Origin of the sequence: Gorillibacterium massiliense, from assembly GCF_000455485.1 — a bacterium.
In the GTDB taxonomy this organism is placed as follows: Bacteria; Bacillota; Bacilli; order Paenibacillales; family NBRC-103111; genus Gorillibacterium; species Gorillibacterium massiliense.
Window position 1 is genome coordinate 1 of sequence record NZ_CBQR020000169.1, and the last position, 20,261, is coordinate 20,261.

21 protein-coding genes are annotated in these 20,261 nt (G+C 50.7%); 15 read left to right on the forward strand and 6 right to left on the reverse strand.

Annotation, left to right across the window (positions count from 1 at the left end; all coding sequences use genetic code 11):
* On the forward strand, positions 1–568 hold a 568-nt coding region (locus TJ79_RS23895), incomplete at its 5' end, for a sensor histidine kinase (protein ID WP_040952859.1).
* Positions 561–1,205, forward strand: coding sequence for a response regulator (locus tag TJ79_RS23900; RefSeq protein ID WP_040952860.1), 645 nt, complete (start codon positions 561–563; stop codon positions 1,203–1,205). The genes TJ79_RS23895 and TJ79_RS23900, both read left to right, overlap by 8 nt.
* A gap of 74 nt (positions 1,206–1,279) precedes the next feature.
* Here TJ79_RS23900 and TJ79_RS23905 read toward each other — a convergent pair whose 3' ends face one another.
* Both TJ79_RS23905 and TJ79_RS23910 read right to left on the reverse strand, forming a co-directional pair.
* Entirely contained in the window at positions 1,280–1,942 is a 663-nt protein-coding gene (locus TJ79_RS23905; RefSeq protein ID WP_040952861.1) for an SdpI family protein, read from the reverse strand.
* Entirely contained in the window at positions 1,939–2,217 is a 279-nt protein-coding gene (locus TJ79_RS23910) for an autorepressor SdpR family transcription factor (RefSeq protein WP_040952862.1), read from the reverse strand. The genes TJ79_RS23905 and TJ79_RS23910 overlap by 4 nt, the downstream gene beginning before the upstream one ends.
* A gap of 70 nt (positions 2,218–2,287) precedes the next feature.
* On the opposite strand from TJ79_RS23910, the gene TJ79_RS28335 reads away from it, so the two are divergent.
* Together TJ79_RS28335 and TJ79_RS23915 are read left to right on the forward strand one after the other, a co-directional pair.
* The gene (locus tag TJ79_RS28335; RefSeq protein ID WP_238323129.1) at positions 2,288–2,485 is read left to right on the forward strand and encodes a hypothetical protein; all 198 of its coding nucleotides are present in this window, start codon (positions 2,288–2,290) and stop codon (positions 2,483–2,485) included.
* A gap of 63 nt (positions 2,486–2,548) precedes the next feature.
* Positions 2,549–3,688: an aromatic acid exporter family protein gene (locus TJ79_RS23915; protein WP_081757126.1), complete on the forward strand. Its 1,140-nt coding sequence runs from the start codon at positions 2,549–2,551 to the stop codon at positions 3,686–3,688.
* 52 nt (positions 3,689–3,740) lie between these two features.
* Here the strand turns inward: TJ79_RS23915 and TJ79_RS23920 are convergent, their stop codons facing one another.
* Complete coding sequence (locus TJ79_RS23920; protein WP_040952863.1) at positions 3,741–4,133, reverse strand: hypothetical protein; 393 nt, start codon at positions 4,131–4,133, stop codon at positions 3,741–3,743.
* Positions 4,134–4,445: 312 nt separating this feature from the next.
* Here TJ79_RS23920 and zwf point away from each other — a divergent pair, with 312 nt between their 5' ends.
* The 3 genes from zwf to TJ79_RS23935 all read left to right on the forward strand — a co-directional run bounded on the left by zwf (position 4,446) and on the right by TJ79_RS23935 (position 8,627).
* On the forward strand, positions 4,446–6,002 hold the full coding sequence (gene zwf / locus TJ79_RS23925) for a glucose-6-phosphate dehydrogenase (protein WP_040952864.1): 1,557 nt from the start codon (positions 4,446–4,448) through the stop codon (positions 6,000–6,002).
* A gap of 54 nt (positions 6,003–6,056) precedes the next feature.
* Positions 6,057–6,677: a cyclase family protein gene (locus TJ79_RS23930; protein ID WP_040952865.1), complete on the forward strand. Its 621-nt coding sequence runs from the start codon at positions 6,057–6,059 to the stop codon at positions 6,675–6,677.
* Between the two features lie 366 nt (positions 6,678–7,043).
* A complete protein-coding gene (locus TJ79_RS23935; protein ID WP_040952881.1) occupies positions 7,044–8,627 on the forward strand; it encodes a peptide chain release factor 3 in 1,584 nt (527 codons plus the stop codon).
* A gap of 173 nt (positions 8,628–8,800) precedes the next feature.
* Here TJ79_RS23935 and serC read toward each other — a convergent pair whose 3' ends face one another.
* Entirely contained in the window at positions 8,801–9,886 is a 1,086-nt protein-coding gene (serC, locus tag TJ79_RS23940) for a 3-phosphoserine/phosphohydroxythreonine transaminase (protein ID WP_040952866.1), read from the reverse strand.
* 416 nt (positions 9,887–10,302) lie between these two features.
* Here serC and TJ79_RS28340 point away from each other — a divergent pair, with 416 nt between their 5' ends.
* Together TJ79_RS28340 and TJ79_RS23955 are read left to right on the forward strand one after the other, a co-directional pair.
* Positions 10,303–11,592 (forward strand): glycosyltransferase family 4 protein, encoded by a 1,290-nt coding sequence (locus tag TJ79_RS28340; protein ID WP_162162986.1) that lies wholly within the window; start codon positions 10,303–10,305, stop codon positions 11,590–11,592.
* The gene (locus tag TJ79_RS23955; protein ID WP_238323131.1) at positions 11,474–12,205 is read left to right on the forward strand and encodes a YheC/YheD family protein; all 732 of its coding nucleotides are present in this window, start codon (positions 11,474–11,476) and stop codon (positions 12,203–12,205) included. Before TJ79_RS28340 ends, TJ79_RS23955 begins: the two co-directional genes overlap by 119 nt.
* Positions 12,206–12,265: 60 nt before the next feature.
* On the opposite strand, the gene sspI is transcribed toward TJ79_RS23955, so the two are convergent.
* Entirely contained in the window at positions 12,266–12,481 is a 216-nt protein-coding gene (sspI, locus tag TJ79_RS23960; RefSeq protein WP_040952869.1) for a small acid-soluble spore protein SspI, read from the reverse strand.
* Between the two features lie 166 nt (positions 12,482–12,647).
* Between sspI and TJ79_RS23965 the strand changes: the two genes are divergently transcribed.
* From TJ79_RS23965 to yunB, 5 genes are all read left to right on the forward strand, one after another.
* Entirely contained in the window at positions 12,648–13,307 is a 660-nt protein-coding gene (locus tag TJ79_RS23965; protein WP_040952883.1) for a potassium channel family protein, read from the forward strand.
* Between the two features lie 13 nt (positions 13,308–13,320).
* On the forward strand, positions 13,321–14,109 hold the full coding sequence (locus TJ79_RS23970) for a TrmH family RNA methyltransferase (RefSeq protein WP_202903366.1): 789 nt from the start codon (positions 13,321–13,323) through the stop codon (positions 14,107–14,109).
* A gap of 154 nt (positions 14,110–14,263) precedes the next feature.
* Positions 14,264–15,964 (forward strand): LTA synthase family protein, encoded by a 1,701-nt coding sequence (locus TJ79_RS23975; protein ID WP_052339940.1) that lies wholly within the window; start codon positions 14,264–14,266, stop codon positions 15,962–15,964.
* Between the two features lie 84 nt (positions 15,965–16,048).
* Positions 16,049–17,409 (forward strand): IS3 family transposase gene (locus tag TJ79_RS26965; RefSeq protein ID WP_155988020.1). Its coding sequence is split into 2 segments (ribosomal slippage): positions 16,049–16,505 and positions 16,505–17,409, totalling 1,362 coding nucleotides; the frame shifts between segments, so codons are not numbered across the junction.
* Positions 17,410–17,606: 197 nt separating this feature from the next.
* The gene (gene yunB / locus TJ79_RS23990) at positions 17,607–18,362 is read left to right on the forward strand and encodes a sporulation protein YunB (RefSeq protein WP_238323130.1); all 756 of its coding nucleotides are present in this window, start codon (positions 17,607–17,609) and stop codon (positions 18,360–18,362) included.
* Between the two features lie 19 nt (positions 18,363–18,381).
* On the opposite strand, the gene TJ79_RS23995 is transcribed toward yunB, so the two are convergent.
* A complete protein-coding gene (locus TJ79_RS23995; RefSeq protein ID WP_040952873.1) occupies positions 18,382–19,431 on the reverse strand; it encodes a M23 family metallopeptidase in 1,050 nt (349 codons plus the stop codon).
* 173 nt (positions 19,432–19,604) lie between these two features.
* On the opposite strand from TJ79_RS23995, the gene larC2 reads away from it, so the two are divergent.
* The gene (larC2, locus tag TJ79_RS24000; RefSeq protein WP_040952874.1) at positions 19,605–20,099 is read left to right on the forward strand and encodes a nickel pincer cofactor biosynthesis protein LarC2; all 495 of its coding nucleotides are present in this window, start codon (positions 19,605–19,607) and stop codon (positions 20,097–20,099) included.
* Positions 20,100–20,261 lie beyond the last annotated feature (162 nt).

A 20,261-nucleotide genomic window follows, 5' to 3' on the forward strand; every position in this document is an offset into this window, starting at 1 on the left:
CTCGATGACGGCGACGGCGGTATCCCGTACGCTAGACCGGGATTTCGATAAAGCATCCCGGCAGATTCGCCTCATCGAAGAGATGGCCTCCGTCGCCCAGTCGGAAATGCGCGCTCTGCTTCTGCATTTGCGGCCGGTGCATCTGGAAGGCAAGCGTCTGGCGCAAGCGATGAAAGAGCTGATCACCGAACTGCAGGCCAAGGTTCCCATGGATATCGTTTTAGAGATGGAAGAGGATATTCAGCTTCCCAAAGGTATCGAAGACCATCTGTTCCGCATCCTTCAAGAAGCGCTGTCAAACGCTCTTCGTCATTCTAAAGCGGGAGCGATGGAAATCCGCTTCCTTCGGCTTTCGGATGGCATTCGTATGACCATAAAAGACGACGGCGTCGGATTCCAACTGGGAGTCGACGAGAAGCACGCCTCTTACGGACTTGCGTCCATGAAGGAACGGATCAACGAAATCGGAGGCTCGATTCATATCGTAACGGCGCCTGGAAAAGGGACGCGTATTGAGATCCGCGTTCCCCTAGTGATGTCAAATCGGGAGGAGGATGAAAATGGATAGTGGAATCAAAGTGCTGCTGGTCGACGATCACGAAATGGTGCGGATCGGACTGGCGGCCGTGCTTGGAACAGAGGAGGGCATCGAGGTCGTAGGTGAGGCGGGAAACGGTCTAGAGGGCATTCGACTGGCCCAAGAATATCATCCGGATGTGGTCTTGATGGATTTGGTGATGGATGGTATGGACGGAATTGAAACAACGAAGCAGGTCATGGACATATGTCCGGATTGCAAGGTTATTGTACTCACTAGCTATCTCGATGATGAGAAGATGTATCCGGTCATAGAAGCAGGGGCGTTTAGCTATTTGCTCAAAACATCCCGGGCGTCCGAAATCGCTCAGGCGATTCGTTCCGCAGCCAAGGGCCAGCCGATCATCGAAGCCCAGGTGGCGTCGAAAATGATGAACCGGCTGCGTCAGCCGAAGCCCGAGTCGGCTCCCCATGAGGATTTGACCGAACGGGAGATGGAAGTGCTGCGGCTTATTGCGAGCGGAAAGTCCAATCAAGAAGTGGCGGACGAGCTTTACATCGGTCTCAAGACCGTGAAATTCCACGTTACTAATATCCTCGCCAAGCTGGGCGTGGATGACCGCACTCAGGCAGCCATTTATGCTTATAAGCACGGCTTGTCGGAGTAGAATTTCTACCCGGCACCAAATAAAAAAAAGCGGGCGCGAGCCCGCTTTTTGCCTTGTGTCCAGCCAGAAGCCGGTTAACCTTGCTTGGCGTTTTTTTGCCTCCAAAGGACATAGGAATAGGCACTGGGAGCAAGGACGCAGAGAAGGATGGCGGCGATCATGGCGATTTGTCTCCATTCAGGTGACACGAATGCAGCCGCGATCATTAATACTCCTCCGATGATCCAGATCGGCCCCGCCATCCGGTGGGTCCGCCGCCATACCTCAGGATCGGCAAGGGTCCACGGCGTTTTGATGCCGACGAAGTAATTATCCTTGATTCGTGGCATGTAATTGCCGATGATCACGAACATAACACCGCCGAGTACGAGAGTGGAAGGAATGACGGCGAAGATTTCCTTACCGAGATTGTAATCGATCATCTGGTAAAATAGAAAATCGAGAATAAGGAGAATGGAAATGCGAATGATGCGGTAACTGCCTTCAAACATGGCATAGCGCTGGCGTTTAGGATCAATGGCACGCAGCGGACCGGCCAATATCGGCAGTCCGACGGAAATAGCTCCTAGTAAGAGCAGCATGCCGTCTTTATTCATATGCCCGTTTGGTCCATTAGCTCCGAAGTGAGTAACGACGCGGTCAGGCAAACTGTTCCGTTGGTACAGCCCGTATGCCAGAACGGCTAGTCCTGCCAGCAGGGCGACGGTATCGTACCAACTCCATTTGTATTTTGTCATGATAAATCCTCCTTCGACTCGGTGTTTGCGATATCCAGAAACCAGCTAAGCACTTCCTGCAGCACCGTCGTATTCAATGTGTACCGGATAAACTGGCCGTCCCTTTCATCCTGTACCAGGCCCGCATGTTTAAGGGAATTCAAGTGGTGGGAGATACTTGGCTTGGACATTTGAAAATGCTCTGCGATCTCTCCGGCTGTCATGTCCGATTCCCGCAAAAGTTTGATGATTTTCCTCCGGGTGGGATCCGCCAGCGCTTTAAAGGATTCATTCACAGTGTCACTTCCCTTTTCATTTCGATATTTAGATAATTATCTAAATATAAAATAGCTGACTGATATCCCTATGTCAATAGCGAGATTGACGGAAGAGTTCGGATGCAGCTTGCTTTTGACCTCTACCGATCCTTTTCGATACAATGAAAGAAATGATGCTGCTAAAGGAGTACGACAGATGAACGGAGTTCAGATCGCGGCGATTATTATTTTCGCCATCATTTGCCTAGCTTTTACATGGGTAATGAGTAAAAAGTACAAAAAATAGCGGACCCAAAGAGACGGAAAAGCCGTCGTTTACTTGTGATGAAGATTTAGGAGGTTTGAGAACGTGACGTTTGGAGCGAGGATAATCAAGACAGGATTGGCGGTGACGCTAGCCTTATATGCAAGCTCGCTCTTTGGGATGTCTTCGCCTGTAATCGCGGCGGTAGCAGCGGTCTTTGCCATGCAGCCTTCCATCTATCGCTCCTGGCATTATTTACTCGAGCAGATCCAGACCAATGCATTAGGCGCCGTGTTGGCTATGCTGGCACTTTATCTTTTTGAAAATGATCCAATCGCCGTCGGTATCGTATGTATTGTGGTTATTATTATCTGTCTTAAGCTCAACCTTGAGGAAACCCTTGCAGTTACCTTGGTTACCGTCATCGCGATTATGGAAGCTCCCGGTGCTCATGAAGCCAATTTGCAGACGTGGGATTTTGCCTTGAACCGTTTTCTCCTGAGTTGCATAGGGATTGCATGTGCGGTCGCCGTCAATGTAGCAGTGATGCCTCCCCGGCCGAGAGAGCGATTCAAAGAGCAGGTCATCCATGTATTTAACCGGTTGTCGCTGCTTTTGCGCATGCTGATATCCGATGAGATGAAGGATCATGTTTTTCGCGAGGAAAAGAAAAAGCTTCGAGATGAACTGAAGTCGCTGGCGAGCAAGTTCGAATTGTTCGAAGAAGAACAAAAGAAGATGAAGCGTTCCAAGTACAGCCGCTCCCGCGAGCTGGTGGTGAACAAGCAACTGGTAGCGACGCTGGTAAAAGGTGCGGCCATTCTGGATGCGGCGGAGGAGCATTATTTTAAAACGGATCGCCCTGAAAGCACGGATCACCGTTTCGATCAGCATCTGGAGCAATTGATCCGATATCACGAGGTTGTCCTGCTTAACTATCAGCACAAGGTCAAACCGGAGTCGGTTGAAGAGATGTCGATTCACGAAGAGAACGATATTTTTATGGAGCACTATGTCCACCTTTCCCGTGAAAATGAAGCGGGCGGCACCCGGCTGGTGGTGGTGGCTGCTGCGGTATATGAGTACGGCTATCAGGTGGGACGGCTGGACAAACTGGTACAACTGCACGATCGGCCCGAAGAAGGGAAGGAAGAAAGAGCCGGTGAGCAAGGAGAACCGGAGGAACCCGACTTCGATAAAGCTGAGAAAAGACGCGGCAAGCACAAAAAAACGGATCGAGAATGATACAGCCGCTGACGGCCGTTCATTTCCGACCCGGATAATCGTGCTCTGCTTCCTACAGAAACAGCAGATAGAAACCAGCAAGAGATTTGATGTTCAGAGTGACTGGCGCTGGCGCTACTGGCGGGCTTGGCGGGCTTGGTGGGCTTGATGGGGTAAGCGGCTGGAAGAAGGGATCCGGCCACGAATCCTCTTGCCATTGATCGGCTGCAGGTGGATTGATCGCCGCTTTTCTGGCTTGGGCTGCTTTCGTCCGTGCGGCTTTGGATCGGATCGTTGATCCGTCCCTCGAAGCTGGGACAGCGGGAACGGCTCCAATGGTCAGGCGACCGTTCCGGACTTGATGAAGAAAGCCGACATGCTCTTGTCCGTCCTGAAGTACAGCAAGGACGGGACTGCCGATATGGGGCAGGAGCGCTTCTTCTGTTAAGGGATAGACGGGAATCATGGTCTAGCGTACCTCCAATCATCTTTTCGAATGCTTATGACAGGATATTCGCCATTTTGGGCTTAGGAATGGACGAATGCCCGGCACTGCGCCCATTTCTAATAAGTTGAAGTAATCTTTGGCTCACCTTTCTACGAGTGATTTCAAGTATCGGACATCCGTTTGTAGGCGATACTTTTGAGTAGGCTTAACCCTTCTTGGATGGGGATCTTTCATGTTCAGTTTCTCAGAACGATAAGCTGTGCTACACTAGTAGTTATTGTGATTGTGATTCAGTGCAAATTACTTCAAAAGCAAGGATGATGAGTGTACATGACTGATTGGAGAAATGAAGCCATTCGCGAGCAGGGTGCTGTCATCTTCCTCTTCGGAGCGACGGGAGATCTGGCCAGCCGCAAATTGTACCCCGCTATTTATAGCCTTTATCGGGAGGGCAAGCTTTCTGCCAAGTTTTCCGTAATTGGTTTGGCTCGCCGCGCTAAATCCCGTGAGGAGTTTCGTCAAGATTTGCTTCATTCGATTCAAACGTATTGCCGATATAAAGTAGAATCCGATGACAGGGACTGGCTCGATTTTGCGGAGCGTTTTGAATATATGTCCTTGGATACCAATAATGTGGAAGGCTATCGCCAACTGCTCAAGCTGGCGGAAGATCAGGAGAAGAAGTTTGAAATCGCCGGCAACCGGCTCTTTTACCTGGCGCTTGCGCCGAACTTGTTCGGCAGCGTTGCCCATAACCTGCAAAAAGGCGGCCTCTTGGAAGGCAATGGCTGGCGGCGTTTGATGATCGAGAAGCCTTTCGGCTTCGACCTTCCATCCGCCGAAAAGCTGAACGAGGAAATTTGCCAAGTGTTCCGCGAGGATCAGGTATACCGTATCGATCACTACCTGGGCAAAGAGATGATCCAAAACATCAACGTCATCCGGTTTGCCAACGGATTTTTTGAACCGCTTTGGAACAATCGGTACATATCGAATATTCAAATCACAGCCAGTGAGACGGTTGGCGTGGAAGACCGGGGCGGTTATTACGACCATTCCGGTGCGCTGCGGGATATGGGGCAAAACCATATGCTGCAGATGGTGACCATGATGGCGATGGAAACCCCAAGCCGTCTCGACCCGGAAGATATCCGGGATGAGAAGGTGAAAGTTCTGCGATCCCTTCGGGTATTCAACGAAGGGGACGATGTGCGTAAAAACGTCGTGCGCGGCCAATATTCGACGGGAATTATGAACGGCGTGGAAAAACCCGCTTACCGCAATGAAGAGTCAGTAAATCCTGAATCCTCAACGGAAACGTACTTTGCCGCGAAGCTCTATGTGGACAACTTCCGCTGGTCCGGCGTTCCGTTTTATGTGCGTACCGGCAAGCGGCTCCCGACGAAAACCACTGAGGTTGTGGTGGAATTCAAGAAGATCCCGGATAATGTTTATTTAGCAAAAGAACACGACCTGCAGCCGAATCTGCTGGTTCTGCGCGTATCCCCTCTGGAGGGGATCTATATAAAAATCAACGCTAAGCGGCCGGGAACGGATAACGGCATCGTACCGGTTGCCATGGACTTCTGCCAAAGCTGTCAAATCGGAATCAATACGCCGGAAGCCTATGAACGTTTGATCTACGATGCGGCTCGCGGCGATTCCACCCACTTTACGCGCTGGGATGAGGTAGGCCTAGCTTGGCAATTCGTAGACCGGATTAAATCAGCCTGGTCGGAAAACACAGAGGATCTGCGTTTCTACCCGGCCGGCACCTGGGGACCGGAGGAAGCAAACAAGATGCTGGCGGATGACGGCTTCCACTGGTGGCCGATCAGCGGTCAGGACGAGAGCGATGTTATTTGGATTTCCGGCCGACCGGAGTAATTTGCAGGAACAGCTTGGTACAAGCACCACCATCGAACCGAGGAGGGATCAAGGATGAAGCTGTACGACATATCGATGACGATCCGCGAGGATATGCAGGTATACAAAAACAAGGAAGAGAAAAAGCCGATTTTGCAAAACACGTCCAATTTCGTTACAGGGAGCAACTACGAAACGCGGATTTCTCTTGACGCTCACACCGGGACCCATGTGGACGCGCCTCTGCACATGATCGACAAAGGGGATACCATCGAAACGCTGCCTCTTGAGTCGTTGGTTGGACCGGCCCGCGTTCTGGATATGACAGGGGTAGAGGAAGGAATCGGCCGCAGCGATCTGGAGCCCTTTGCCATCCAACCGGGAGAATGGCTTTTGTTCAAAACAAGAAACTCCTTCTCAGAGGAATTTGATTTCAATTTTGTTTTTCTCAAGGAAGACGGCGCCGCCTTCTTGAAGGAAATCGGCGTAAAAGGCGTGGGAACCGACGGGCTTGGCATTGAACGCGCCCAGCCGAATTACGGCACCCACCGGACCTTGCTGGGGAGCGGCATCATCATCGTGGAGGGACTGCGGCTTAAGAATGTTCCGGCCGGCGGTTACTTCATGGTCATCGCCCCCCTTAAGCTGACCGGTATCGAAGCGGCTCCGGCTCGCGCCATGCTGATCGGTTACTAAAGTAGGGTTTTGACTTCTCTCATCGGTAAAGACTTGAAAGCAGCTTTCCGTCCATGCGGAGGCTGCTTTTCTTCTCCATAGAAATTCATTCGTTTGGCACAATAATAAGCTTTATCCCGCATCGTAAACGTCGCTCGTTCTATTTGAACGGCGTCAGCCGTTTATCCTGGGCGATTTGAAACGGGAATCCCGGTGAAACTTCACATTGTGGGGGTCCATGGGTTTCGCCCGGGAGCATAAATCGATATAATAGGGAAGATGTACGAAATCACGGGAAAGGGTTTGAAACTCCGATGTGAGGAAAAACGGCTTAAGCGTGGTTATGATGCATACCGGATTTTGAGAATGAAAGGATACCATGAACCTATGACAAGCACTTTAAATAAAGAATTAGTGGCGGAAGTGGACAAGCGGCGCACCTTCGCGATCATCTCCCACCCTGACGCCGGCAAAACGACGCTGACGGAAAAGCTGCTGCTGTTCGGAGGCGCCATCCGCTTGGCTGGTACGGTAAAAGGTCGCAAGGCCAGCCGCCACGCCACTTCCGACTGGATGGAAATCGAGAAGCAGCGGGGGATTTCCGTTACCTCCAGCGTGATGCAATTCGACTATAACGGCTGCCGGGTGAATATCCTCGATACCCCGGGCCACCAAGACTTCAGCGAAGACACCTACCGCACATTGACGGCGGCGGACTGCGCGGTCATGATCATCGACTCCGCCAAAGGCGTCGAGGCGCAAACCAAGAAGCTGTTCCAGGTTTGCCGCAAGCGAGGCGTTCCCATCTTCACCTTTATCAATAAAATGGACCGGGAAGGCCGCGATCCTTTCGATCTGCTGGAAGAGCTGGAGGAGGTGCTGGGCATCCGCTCCTACCCGATGAACTGGCCGATCGGCAGCGGCAAGCAATTTTGCGGCGTGTATGACCGAAAGCGTACCCAGCTGGAGCTGTTTACCGCTGAGGAACAGAATCATGTAGCCGTCCGCAGCGTGACAGGCTATGCCGATCCGTTGATCAAGGAGATTGCCGGGGATTATCTCTATGGCAGACTCTGCGAAGAGATGGAGCTTCTCGATGTTGCGGGTGACCCCTTCGACATGGAGCGGGTAAACAACGGAGAGCTGACACCAGTTTTCTTCGGCAGCGCCATTAACAACTTCGGGGTGCAAACCTTCTTGGAAAACTTCCTGGATCTGGCGCCGAAGCCGGTCTCCCGGAAGACCGAAGCCGGAGAAGTGGAGCCGACTGCTAACACGTTTTCTGGGTATGTTTTCAAAATTCAAGCCAATATGAACCCGGCTCACCGGGACCGCATTGCCTTCCTGCGTATCGTCTCCGGCAAATTTGAACGAGGGATGACTGTCAAACATGTGCGGGTGGGAAAAGAGATCAAGCTGGCCCAGCCCCAGCAGTTTCTCGCTCAGGACCGGGATATTGTCGATACAGCCTACGCTGGCGATATCATCGGCTTGTTTGACCCAGGCATCTTCCGTATTGGCGATAGCCTTTGTCAGGGGCCGGAAGTTACCTTTGATGAGCTTCCGGTATTTTCGCCGGAATTGTTCTGCAAGGTGACCGTAAAGAATGCCTTGAAGCACAAACAGTACCAAAAAGGCATCGACCAGTTGACCGAGGAAGGCACTATTCAGGTATTCCGCACCATCGGCTTCGAGGATATCATCCTGGGCGTCGTGGGGCAGCTCCAGTTTGAAGTGTTTGAATACCGGATGAAGAACGAATACGGCGTCGACGTTCAACTGCATCGGATGAACTATCAATTCGCTCGGTGGATCGTAGCTCCAAGCATCGACCCGGCCAAGTTCCGCATCAACTCGACCTTGGTCAAGGATAAGAAGGACAATTTCGTCGCGCTGTTTGAGAATGAATATGCACTGCGTACGGCGACGGAGAAGATCCCGGAAGCGAAGTTCCTTGAGACCGCGCCTTAATGAAAAGTCAGCAACCGTAGCAACACGTAAAGTTAAGCGGTTGATCGTGTAAAAAAGATCGAGCGAGGGGTTATTGCCCCTTACTCGATCTTTTGCTGTCTTTAGCTTGCTTCCGACAACCTCATAAAAAAGCTCCGGTAGCTGAATGCTGCCGGAGCTTTCTATACTTGTCATTATCCGTTGCGTTTTTGATAATCTTGCATGAAGTCGGCGACCGCTTTGACCGCTTCGTAAGGAACAGCGTTGTAGATAGAAGCGCGCATACCGCCGACGCTGCGGTGGCCAGCCAGGCCGACGAAGCCTTGCTCTTTGCACTCCTTGAGGAATTGTTTTTCCGTTTCCTCATCTTTCATGTTCCAGGTCACGTTCATGATGGAACGGTACGGTTTTTCGATCTTGGTTGTATAGAAACCGCCGCTGGCGTCGACGACGTTGTACAGCAGGTCGGCTTTCTTGATGTTTTGGGCTTCCATAGCGGCAACACCGCCGTTCGCCTTGACCCACTTCAGCACAAGATTGACCATATAGATGGCTTGCACGGGCGGGGTGTTGTACAGTGAGTTGTTTTTCAGGAAAGTGCCGTAGCGGAAAATAACCGGAATATTCTTCGTTCCTTGCGCCACGAAATCATCCTTGGCTACGACGACGGTAACACCGGCAGGGCCGAGGTTTTTCTGAGCGCCGGCATAGATGAAATCGAACTTGCTTGCATCCCGCTGAATGCCGAGAATATCGCTGGACATGTCGGCGACAAGGGGAGCGTTTACGTTCGGAATATCCTTGTACTGCGAGCCTTCAATCGTGTTGTTGGTACAGATGTGTACATAAGCCGTGTCCGCTGGCAGTTGATATTCGTTGCCTCCCGGAATGCGGCTCCAGCCTTGCTCCTTGGAGCTAGCTACGATGGCGGCTTTGCCGTAATAGGAAGCTTCCTCGAATGCCTTTTCCGCAAAGCTGCCGGTGATGGCGTAGGCGGCGGTTTTCTCCGGCGTCAGGAAGTTCATGGGGATTTGGGCAAATTGCTGGCTGGCGCCGCCGCCCATGAACAGGACATGATAGCCTTCCTTGATTCCAAGCAATTCAAGCAGCAGCGCTTGGGCTTCATCGTTGATCTCCTGGACCTTCGCAGCACGGTGAGATGCCTCCATCAAAGACATGCCCAACCCTTGATACTCCACCAATTCCTCTTGTGCCTGACGCAGCACTTCCAGCGGCAATGCCGCAGGACCGGGGTTAAAATTGTACGCTCTTACTCCCATTTCCTGTCATCCTCTCCGAAAAAAGATAAAAAACGCCCTCATCCGTTTGGGACGAGGAGCGTTTCTGCTCGCGGTGCCACCCAACTTGACCGGCCGTTCAAGGCCATAGTCCTCTTGGTTCCGCGGTAACGGGCGGGGCCGGTAAACTTAGCGAGAGCCGCTTGCTCAGGCTGACGCTTGGCGAAAACACCTCGGAGTTGGAGACTCGTCATCGGCATGTTAACGTTTTTCGGTTGTCGTAAGTATAAGTCAGGCGAGGGATTGTTGGCAAGTGTTTTTTTCAAGTGACGCGTCGTTCCGCTAAAGCGGCTCATGCTCATTTTTCAGTTGCCTCCGTTTCAGCCCTTTCCAAACATGTCTCCTGTCATAAAATGTGATGCGGTTTCGTGATGCCGGTACGAAAAAGGAGATCTGCCATGAAGATTCTAATGATTGCTCCCGGGCCTATTCCTGTGCCCCCCACTCATGGAGGTTCGGTGGAAATCAGTATGATGGCTATTGCCAAACAGTTGGCTGATCTCCATGAAGTCACTTTAATCTCACGTAGATTTCCGGGCCAAGCTGAGATGGAATCTGAGGGGCAGCTCACCTTGATGCGTGTGGAACCCGCGGATAAAAGCCTATATATCGAGCAGGTCCTGCAAGCGCTGGAAGGAATGACATTCGATTGGATTCAAGTCGACAACCGCCCCAAGTATCTTCCCCTTGTGAAAAAAGCGTATCCGCTCACACTGCTGTCTATTTATTTGCATTCCTTGACCTATGTTCCGGTGCAGCCCAAGATTGCCGACTGTTTGTCCTGTGCTGATTTTATCGCGGTCAACAGCCATTCCCTTAAACAAGAAGTCGAGAAAAAGTTCCCCCATCTGGGTGGAAAGGTAAATACCGTTGCCCTAGGCGTGGATTCTCAACGATTTCGTTCCTTAGCCGAAAAGGAAAGAGTTGCACTGCGCAAACCCTATAAACTGGGCAAACGTTATGTGGTTTTATTCGCAGGCCGGGTCATTCCACGCAAGGGACTAGCGGTGCTGGTTCGAGCCATGGCGTTGGCGGGCAAGCATATGCCGGCCGTTCTGCTTGTCGCAGGCAGCGACGGCCTTTCGGGATACGGCAGACGCATTAAGAAACTGGCAAAAAAATACCGAGTGCGCACCCGCTTTCTCGGTAAGCTATCCCATAAGGCCATGCCGATGGTGTACAGCAGTTCGGACTGCTTCGTGTGTCCTTCCCAAATCCACGAAGCATTTGGGCTCGTCAATGTGGAAGCCATGGCCTCCGGGGTTCCGGTCATTGCCTCAGCGATTGGCGGCATTCCGGAAATTATCCGCGATGGAGAAAATGGGCTCTTGGTACGATCCTATCGTTCTGCCCCGGCTTTTGCCCGGCGAATCCGCAAATTATGGGGTGATCCGGCACTTTCGAAGCGGTTGGCTGAGCAGGCGAGACAGGATGCGGCGTACTATTTTGGCTGGGAACGAACAGCCTTAGGTTTAATCAACCTTTATGAATCGGTGATACCTGCGGTATCGAATGTAGGGGTAAATCCCGAGATTCCGGAGAAGGAGTGGAATGACGATGCAGCGGCACGTGGGCAGCAAGTGGACCAAAACGAAGGCTTTGCTGAAGTACAAGGCATTGCGGCGTTACATCCCGAAGACGAAGCCCATGACGAAAAACACCCTGTCAACCATGCTGAATCATTATAAAGTGGTCTACATTAAACCGAATGTGGGCACCTATGGCGGCGGAGTCATGAAAGTGGAGCATAAATCCGGCTCTTTACCCTATGTTTATCAAAATGGACTGAAAATCCGCCGATTCGCATCAAAAGATAAACTGTATGCGGATCTGTCAAAGATCAAGGGCAAACGACCTTATCTTGTGCAGAAAGGGATCGACTTGCGCACCTGGAATGGACGCATATTTGACTTGCGTGTTATGGTGCAGCGCTCGCCGTCAGCCAAATGGAAAACAACCGGCATCATTGGTAGGGCTGCTAATCCGCGAAAAGTCGTAACCAATTACCACAACGGAGGCAGCCTTGTCAGCTTCGAAAATCTTCTAGCGCCTTATACAACAAAGCTTGAGCGTCTGAAGCTTGAGCGGAAGTTGAGATACTTGGGGATCTATGTAGCGAAACGGATGGTGCGGAATTTCCCCGGCATCCGCAGCATTGGTTTGGATATCGGACTTGATAAAAAGCTTCACCCCTGGATTATTGAGGTGAATACTCGCCCCGATCCGTACATTTTTCGGAAATTGGCGGATAAACGCATTTATGCTAAAGTGATCCGTTACCACCGCTTTAATAATCGCTAGAATAAAGCGCCCTCTGGCAAAGTTGCGAAATGCACTTGCGCCAGAGGGTGTTTTTGCAGGTCAGGAAGATTTTGCAGTGAGACTGGTTTCCAGGCTGTGAACCAGCTTGTTCTTCAAATCGGCGTCCCCGGATTGCCATATTTTTTCAAACAATACCCCTAGACCGGGCAGGACCATCTCTTCCCCGCCTATCGAATCTTCGATAACCTCACGCAGCTCCGATTCATTTTTGCCGTTTACTCTCATCATAATGGCATCGCGAAGGCTTAACGTCATGAAAAAGATCCTCCCTCATCGGATTGAATTTACAACTTCCGCACACGTCTTCGTATCTTCTCCAGCCGAGTATTTTTCCATGCATAAGCATCCATGCGCAGCATACCCGCTTCCATTGTTTATGATATAATAAGGGACAATTGATTTGCGGAAGAAAGGTGATCCTGTGAAAAAACAGTTTGCCGTTATCGGCATGGGTCGATTCGGTTCAAGCGTTGCTCAATCCCTATGCAAATTTGGATACGATGTCCTTGCCGTCGACGGAGATGAACACCGGATTCAGGAAGTCAGCCAGTATGTAACCCATGCTGTGCAAGCTGATACGACGGATGAGAACGCTCTCCGGGCTCTCGGAATCCGAAATTTCGACGTGGTTGTCGTCGCTATCGGAGCGGATGTTCAAGCGTCTATCCTGACCAGCTTGATCTTGAAGGATATCGGCGTCAAAACGCTGATCGTCAAAGCTCAAGACGAGCTTCAAGGCAAAGTGCTGCAAAAGATCGGGGCAGATAAGGTCATTTTTCCAGAGCGTGATATGGGCCAACGAGTTGCCCACGGCCTTATCTCACCTAATATTCTGGATTATATCGAACTGTCCGATGATTACAGCATCGTGGAGTTGAACGCCTCTTCGCGGTTGGTCGGTCAAAGCTTGCGCACTTTGGATATTCGGGCCAAATTCGGCTGCAACGTCATGGCCATCAAACACGGCGGAAAAATGAATATCACCCCCAATGCAGACGATCTCATTCGTGAAGGCGATGTGCTTGTCGTCGTCGGCCGCAACAGCGATTTGAGCAAGTTTGAAAAAAATTACTTGGAGTAAATGAGACATGGCCATTGAAATTACATCCGTGCAAAATAGCCGCGTAAAAGAATGGGCGGAACTGTTGACCCGACGTGGAAGGGACAAGCAGAAGAAGGTGCTGCTGGAAGGCGAACACCTGGTCATCGAGGCGTTGAATTCAGGCATTGCGGTTGAGAGTGTGCTTTACTTGGCAGAAAAAGGCATTCCCTTTGGGGTGGAGTCTTATTTGACGGGTGAAGTAGAGCGGATCGCCATCAGCCAAGCTGTTCTTGCGAAGTGCTCCGATACGGAAACGCCTCAAGGGGTGCTGGCGGTCGCTCGCCGTCCCGAGCTGGCTGCTGAGGTGCTTTTGGACAATCGGGAAGCGCTTATCGTTGCATTAGATGGGGTGCAAGACCCCGGAAATTTGGGTACCATTATTCGCACTGCCGACGCGGCAGGAGCCACCGGAATTGTTCTTGGCCGTGGTACGGTCGATCCGTACAACCCAAAGACGATGCGTTCGGCGATGGGCTCGTTGTTCCATTTGCCGGTAGTGGAAGCTTCTTTGCCGCAACTGCTTCAACAAGCGGCAGCAGGCGGAGCTAAAGTCTATTCCACTGGCATGAGCTCCGGGCTTACTTGCTATGCAGCCGATTTGTCCGGTCCGGTTTGGTTCGTTCTGGGCAACGAAGGCGCCGGTGTATCGGCGGAGGTTCGCGGCTGTGTGCAGCAGGAATTATCTATCCCGATGCCGGGAAAGGCGGAATCCCTTAATGTTGCGATGGCCGGCGGGATTTTGCTATATGAGGCTTTGCGGCAGCGGAGATTTGCAGACTAGATGGACTAGTACCCCGGCTACACGGCTGGGGTTTTGGTTGATTGCATGCAGGCAGACATCTGTTTATAGTTAGCATGTGTGAAACGACAAGGGGAATGGAAAGCTGATTGCAGCGGATTCCCATATACTGAAGGTACGAGGAGCGACAACACACGTGAAGCGCACGATCGGAATCATTGCGGCGATTGTATTGGTAATTGCCACTGTTACTTATTTTTGGCCGGCCCGTTCCAATACTGCGGATCATACGGCCGCCCCGAACGCCAGTTCCAGCGGCGGACAGCAGCAGGTGACGGATGTGATCAAGGGGGTACAAGGCGAGCAGAAGAATTTGATCGTCATCCAGCTTGAATCCTACCAATCCTTCGTCCTCGGCAAGTCCATCAACGGCCAGGAAATTACACCGAACTTGAACAAGCTTATCGAAGAGTCCGTCTATTTCCCCCATTTCTATTTGCAAAATGGAGCGGGAAACACCTCCGATGCCGAGTTTATGCTGAACACCTCACTGTTTCCTTTTGAGCCCTACCGGACAGTTTCGGCGGACGGAGCCGACAGCGAATACCCTTCCTTGCCCCGCATGCTCAAAGGAAGCGGCTACTCAACCGTTACGATGCATACGAACAACGCGATGTTCTTTAACCGGAAGAACCTCTACTCGGCTTTAGGTTTTGACCGGTATTTGGATAAGGAGTTTTTTGGCACGAATGATTATGTCGCCTTCGGCGCGTCCGATGACGAATTGTATGGAAAAGGCCTTGACGTTTTGAAGGAATATCAGGATAAGAAACAGCCATTTTACGCTCATATGGTCAGCATGACCAGCCATTATCCTTTTACCGAACCGAAAAAGTTTCAGCTTCTGGAGCTGCCGGAACTGTATGAAGGCAATATGGCGGGGAACTATTTGCAAGCCACCCATTACGCGGATGCCGCCCTGGGCCGCTTCATCGACCAGTTGAAGGAGGCAGGGCTTTGGGACAATACGATATTGGCCATTTACGGAGACCATACCGGCATTCAACTTGGAATGCTGGACGATAAAATCTCCGCGGCCCTCAAGGATTTCCTTGGCCGAGATTACAATCAGGCAGATGCGCTGGGCGTTCCCTTCCTCATTCATGACAGCAGTCTGAAGCCGGAGAAAAAAACGGTGACGGGCGGTCATATGGACATGCTGCCGACACTTTTGCACGTTTTGGGCTTAAGCATTCCTTCATCGGAAGCCCATCTGTTCGGCTATGATCTGTTTACTGGCCAAGAGCATCCAGTAGGGGTACGGGGAGCATTTGCCGAACCGGGTACCTTTGTGGAGAACGGCATCTTGTACAACCCGAAGGACGAAACGGCGTTGAACGTGGAAACGGACATCAAGGTGGAGGGACAAAAAGACGTCTACGCCGACACCTACGATAAAGTGATGGCATCGTTTAAGGAATCGGATGCTTATATCGCCAGCCTGCCCAATAGAGGCGACGGTTTCCCGTTGAAACTGACGTTGACGGAGAAAACGCCCCTATATTCTTCGCCGGATTTGACGGCTTCGCTTAACCAATCCGTTCCAGCATCCGATGTGGAGCAGTACGAAGCCCGCGATGACGGCTGGTACCGGATCAAGGTAAAGGACAATATGGTTTGGATTAAACCCAACCACCCCATCGTGGAAGTATGGAAAAATGCCACCACGAAAGCTGATGTGAAAACGAACTTGTATAAATCACCGGATGATACGACGCCGGTGGTGACCACTTTGGGGCCTGAAACGACAGCGGCAGTCAGTAAGGAATGGGTCGGCACAGGCTGGTTCTGTTTCTACACTTGGGCCGGTGAGCTGTGGGGGAACGTAGAGAAATAATGCAGCAAATCATGTAAAGGCAGGGCTCATATGAACTGCACCCCAATTGTTAGACACAACTAACATTGGAGGTGTAGTTTTTTTATGACGAAATTTAATATGGAGAAAAAAATGGATGCCATTCGGAGACATCAAGCAGGTGCTGAAGGAGTGGGATCCATTGCAAAATCATTAGGGGTTAATCATGAAGTTGTACGAATGTGGATTAAACAATTCGAATATCACGGTGAGAAGGCTTTTGAAAAGAGCTATACAGCCTACACCGTTCCATATAAACTAGACGTACTTCAACATATGAACGAGCATGGGACGACTCCAAATGAAGCTGCTGTTATTTTTAATATCCCTTCACCTGGGATCATTCGAAAGTGGCGTAGCCAGTTCAGCAAGAATGGAATCGACGCTCTTATTGCAAAGAAAAAGGGGCGCCCCTTAATGGCCAAAAACAACGCCAAAATAACGAACAAGCAAAAACCAGTGGAAGGCTCGGTTGAAGCCTTAAAAGCCGAAGTAGAACGTTTGCGAATGGAAAATGCATACCTAAAAAAGTTGAATACCTTAATTCAAAACAAGGGATAATCACCAAGCAAGACAAAGTACTAGTAGTCCATGAATTAAGGTTTGACTTTCCGGTGGTGGCCGTATTACAGATTGCTGATATTCCGCGCAGTACGTACTATTATTGGTTGAAGAAATTAGGTAACCCCCATCCCGATAGCGAGCTAAGAAACCTAATTCAATCCATATATGATGAGCATGAGGGTCGTTATGGTTACCGTCGAATTCGTGATGAATTGTTAAATCGGGGACATCACGTCAATCACAAAAGAGTACAGCGTATTATGAAAGAATTAAACTTGAAATCAATGGTTCGCATGAAGAAATACCAATCGTACAAAGGGACCGTGGGTCACATTGCCCCCAACGTACTCAATCGCAATTTTAAAGCGGAGAAACCAAACGAGAAGTGGGTAACGGATATTACAGAATTCAAACTGTTCGGCGAGAAGCTCTATGTTTCACCCATACTCGATTTATTTAACGGGGAAATTATTACGTACACTATAGGAACTAGGCCAACGTATTCTCTTGTATCGGCGATGTTAGAACAAGCATTTGAACGGTTGTCTGGGGATGGTGAAATGCTTCTGCATTCTGATCAGGGATGGCATTATCAAATGAAACCCTATCAGCATGCTTTAAGAAGATTAGGAATAACCCAAAGCATGTCTCGTAAAGGGAATTGTTACGATAATGCAGTAATGGAAAACTTCTTTGGTATCATGAAATCGGAGTTCTTGTACCTAAGAAAATTTGAAAGTATCGAGCACTTTAAACAAGAACTAGCTAAATATATCGATTACTACAATCACAAACGCATCAAGGCAAAACTAAAAGGCATGAGTCCGGTACAATACCGAGCCCATGCCCAACAGGTCGCCTAGCGGATACTGTCTAACATTATGGGGTCACTTCAATAAGCCCTGCCTTTTGTTTTGCTCTGTTCATGCCGGGAAACGGGGAGGGGACTGATCGGACGATCCTGCGCATAAGGTGTTAGTATACGCCGATAGAAAGAGGGGTCTACATGTACAGGCGCAGGTGGAGAAGCCGCTCCCCTCGGGGGAGCAGGCGCAAGCGCATGGTCTGGTTTACGCTTGTTATTTTCTTTTTGTTTACCTTGCAGTCGTATATCTTTTTAGATAAGCATCTGGCCCCGCCGATGATGAGTCTGGCCAAAGTCCGGTTAAAACAACTGGCTACCCAATCCATTAATACGGCCATCACAGATGGAATCGGTGAATTGGGCGACGTGGACCGGCTGATCGATTGGAAAACGGACAACAATGGCAAAGTAACCGGTTTTATGCTGAACTACTCCGAACATATGCGGATTACCGCCAATACCATCAAGCGGGTGCAATCGCTGCTGAATGGAATGAAGCGGATGCCGGAGCACATCCCTATTGGCCAGGCGCTGAAAAGCCCCATCCTTGCTTCTTTCGGGCCGGATATTCCCATTCGTTTGGTGCCTCAAGGCGCAGCCCAAGTGGAGCTTAGCACCCGTTATCAAAATGCCGGGATCAACATGATCCTTGTTGAGGTATACATTCGAATCATTGCGGAAGTAAGCATCATTATCCCTTTTGATTCCGCTCCGGAAATCGTGGAGACTGAGCTACCCATCTCTTATGTGCTGGTGGTTGGGGATACCCCGATGTACTATTTGGACAATAAAGGCAATCCTATTGGAAACTCTAACCCTCTGCCGCCCAGCATCAGCTTGCCCAATTTGCAGCAGCAGGAGAGCGGAAGCACCGGCGTCCATTCCACTTTTCCTCTTTCCGGATCTGGAACCGGAACCGGAGAATCTTCCCTTCCTGCAGGCGGGAGTTAGAGCGTGCAACGAGAGGGGCTCAATCCTTATGGTTTAGTCTTTTTCGGTCTTCCCGTTCCCATCTTTTGAGAGACGGATAGGGATCATATGCCCAGTCTTTGTGGCCATTGTCTTTGTAAAGGCCAAAATGTAAATGGGGCGGGAATTTCCCCGAGGTTCCTGGCTTCCCGTAGCCGGAACTGCCCACCCAGCCCAAGGTTTGACCCGGCTCGACGATATCTCCTTGCTGCAAGCCTTTTGCATATCCGGACAAGTGCGCGTAATAGTGGTAACGGTTGTTGAGGTCCCGGATGCCGATCCGCCAACCTCCAAAGGGGTTCCACCCTTTTTGCTCGATGATTCCGTAGCAGGTGCTTCGAACGGGGACGCCATAGCCGGCAAAAAGATCCGTTCCTTCATGGATGCGGCGTCCGCCCCAACCCCTGCGGTCTCCCCATGTGCTCCGGTACGAATAACTGGAGCTGATGGGCAATGGAAAAGCATAACGGTTCAAGTCAAGCCGACCGAATTTAAGATAAATCGCGGAAAACTGAGCGATCCGCTCCAGCGCCCGCGGGTTTTCATAACGTTTGGCCAGTTCTTTATGCCAGCCTTCGATCCCCTCGCCATGCTTAAGGGTTTCTTCCATAAACGTGCGCAATAAATCCTCATCCTCACTGCGGTTCGCCGTACCGTTGCCGTTGCCGTCTCTCCCTTTTCCGTCAAAGACAAGGATGGACAGCGGGTTAGTATCACCTGCATCCGGGTTGACCAGGCCAGCCCATTCCGGGTCTGTATAGCGTAAACCGACAAGCGGTGCCGGTGCGGGCGTGTCGCTTTTTTTGCGTAAGGTCCGGTCGTATTGATCGACGGCTGCCAGCTCATACCAGGGGATGGCTGTCAATTGGCTGATTCGCTGCAGGAGCTCCATGCGGTTCTTATAAATATCCTCTACCGGTTCCGTCTTGGCGGGCTCCGCTTTGACTTCTCCTAATATTCCGGGAATGCCGGGTAATTTTCCAGCCATGCTAACCAGTAAGGCGGCGACTATTGCAAGGATCAACCGGGTTCGCCGTTTGTGTATGCTCATGCTGTTCCCCACCCCGCTCCTTTGAACAGATTTCAATCCATTATGGGTAGGTTGTTCAGTCAGGGGTAAATATACTCCGTCAGCCGAAAAAACAGTCAGAGCCCCTGTCGTTTTCTTCCTGCTTCACCTTTGGTATGATTTAGAGGTGAACTTGAATATGGAGCGTGGAACTTTTGGATTTCAATCATAGAGACGAGCATCGGGATGATGACATGCTGGTGATTCAAGCCAATTTGGACGACATGAACCCGGAGCACACCGGTTATATTACGGACAAGTTATTGGAGGCGGGAGCCAACGACGTTTGGTGGATCCCGATTCTGATGAAAAAAGGCCGTCCGGGGCTCATGCTGAACGTGCTTACGGATGAAGAAAAGTTAGGCGCGATGGAGGAGATTATTTTTTCCGAGACGACGACGTTAGGGCTGCGCTATATGCATGCTTCCTGCCACCGGCTGGGCCGGGATTTCCGGGAAGTGGAGACGCCATGGGGCATAGTAAAGGTAAAAGCGGGCTACCATCGCGGACGGCTTGTCCAGTTCGCTCCGGAATTTCGCGATTGCGAGGAATTGGCCAAGGCAAGCGGGGTGCCGCTGAAAAAAGTGTACGAGCAGGCGAGAGCGGGTTTTATGCGGCTGGAGAACGCCGAGGAGTCTTTTCAAGATTAAGGAGAAGGGCAGCGTGGAAAGGTAAATCAAAATCGGCCGGCTAAAGAAAATGAATCGAAGCCATAAAGGGCATTAACATCGGTTGACATAGGGTAGGGGGGTATAGTATAAAGAAAGAAGAGGATATCTTTTTATCATAATCATACGTGGAAAAGGGTGAAA

Coding starts and splice junctions, on each gene's coding strand:
- TJ79_RS23900 (WP_040952860.1), top strand. CDS start 561: ATGGATAGTGGAATCAAAGTGCTGCTGGTCGACGATCACGAAATGGTG.
- TJ79_RS23905 (WP_040952861.1), bottom strand. CDS start 1,942: ATGACAAAATACAAATGGAGTTGGTACGATACCGTCGCCCTGCTGGCA.
- TJ79_RS28335 (WP_238323129.1), top strand. CDS start 2,288: ATGTCAATAGCGAGATTGACGGAAGAGTTCGGATGCAGCTTGCTTTTG.
- TJ79_RS23920 (WP_040952863.1), bottom strand. CDS start 4,133: ATGATTCCCGTCTATCCCTTAACAGAAGAAGCGCTCCTGCCCCATATC.
- zwf (WP_040952864.1), top strand. CDS start 4,446: ATGACTGATTGGAGAAATGAAGCCATTCGCGAGCAGGGTGCTGTCATC.
- TJ79_RS23930 (WP_040952865.1), top strand. CDS start 6,057: ATGAAGCTGTACGACATATCGATGACGATCCGCGAGGATATGCAGGTA.
- TJ79_RS23935 (WP_040952881.1), top strand. CDS start 7,044: ATGACAAGCACTTTAAATAAAGAATTAGTGGCGGAAGTGGACAAGCGG.
- serC (WP_040952866.1), bottom strand. CDS start 9,886: ATGGGAGTAAGAGCGTACAATTTTAACCCCGGTCCTGCGGCATTGCCG.
- TJ79_RS28340 (WP_162162986.1), top strand. CDS start 10,303: ATGAAGATTCTAATGATTGCTCCCGGGCCTATTCCTGTGCCCCCCACT.
- sspI (WP_040952869.1), bottom strand. CDS start 12,481: ATGACGTTAAGCCTTCGCGATGCCATTATGATGAGAGTAAACGGCAAA.
- yunB (WP_238323130.1), top strand. CDS start 17,607: ATGGTCTGGTTTACGCTTGTTATTTTCTTTTTGTTTACCTTGCAGTCG.
- TJ79_RS23995 (WP_040952873.1), bottom strand. CDS start 19,431: ATGAGCATACACAAACGGCGAACCCGGTTGATCCTTGCAATAGTCGCC.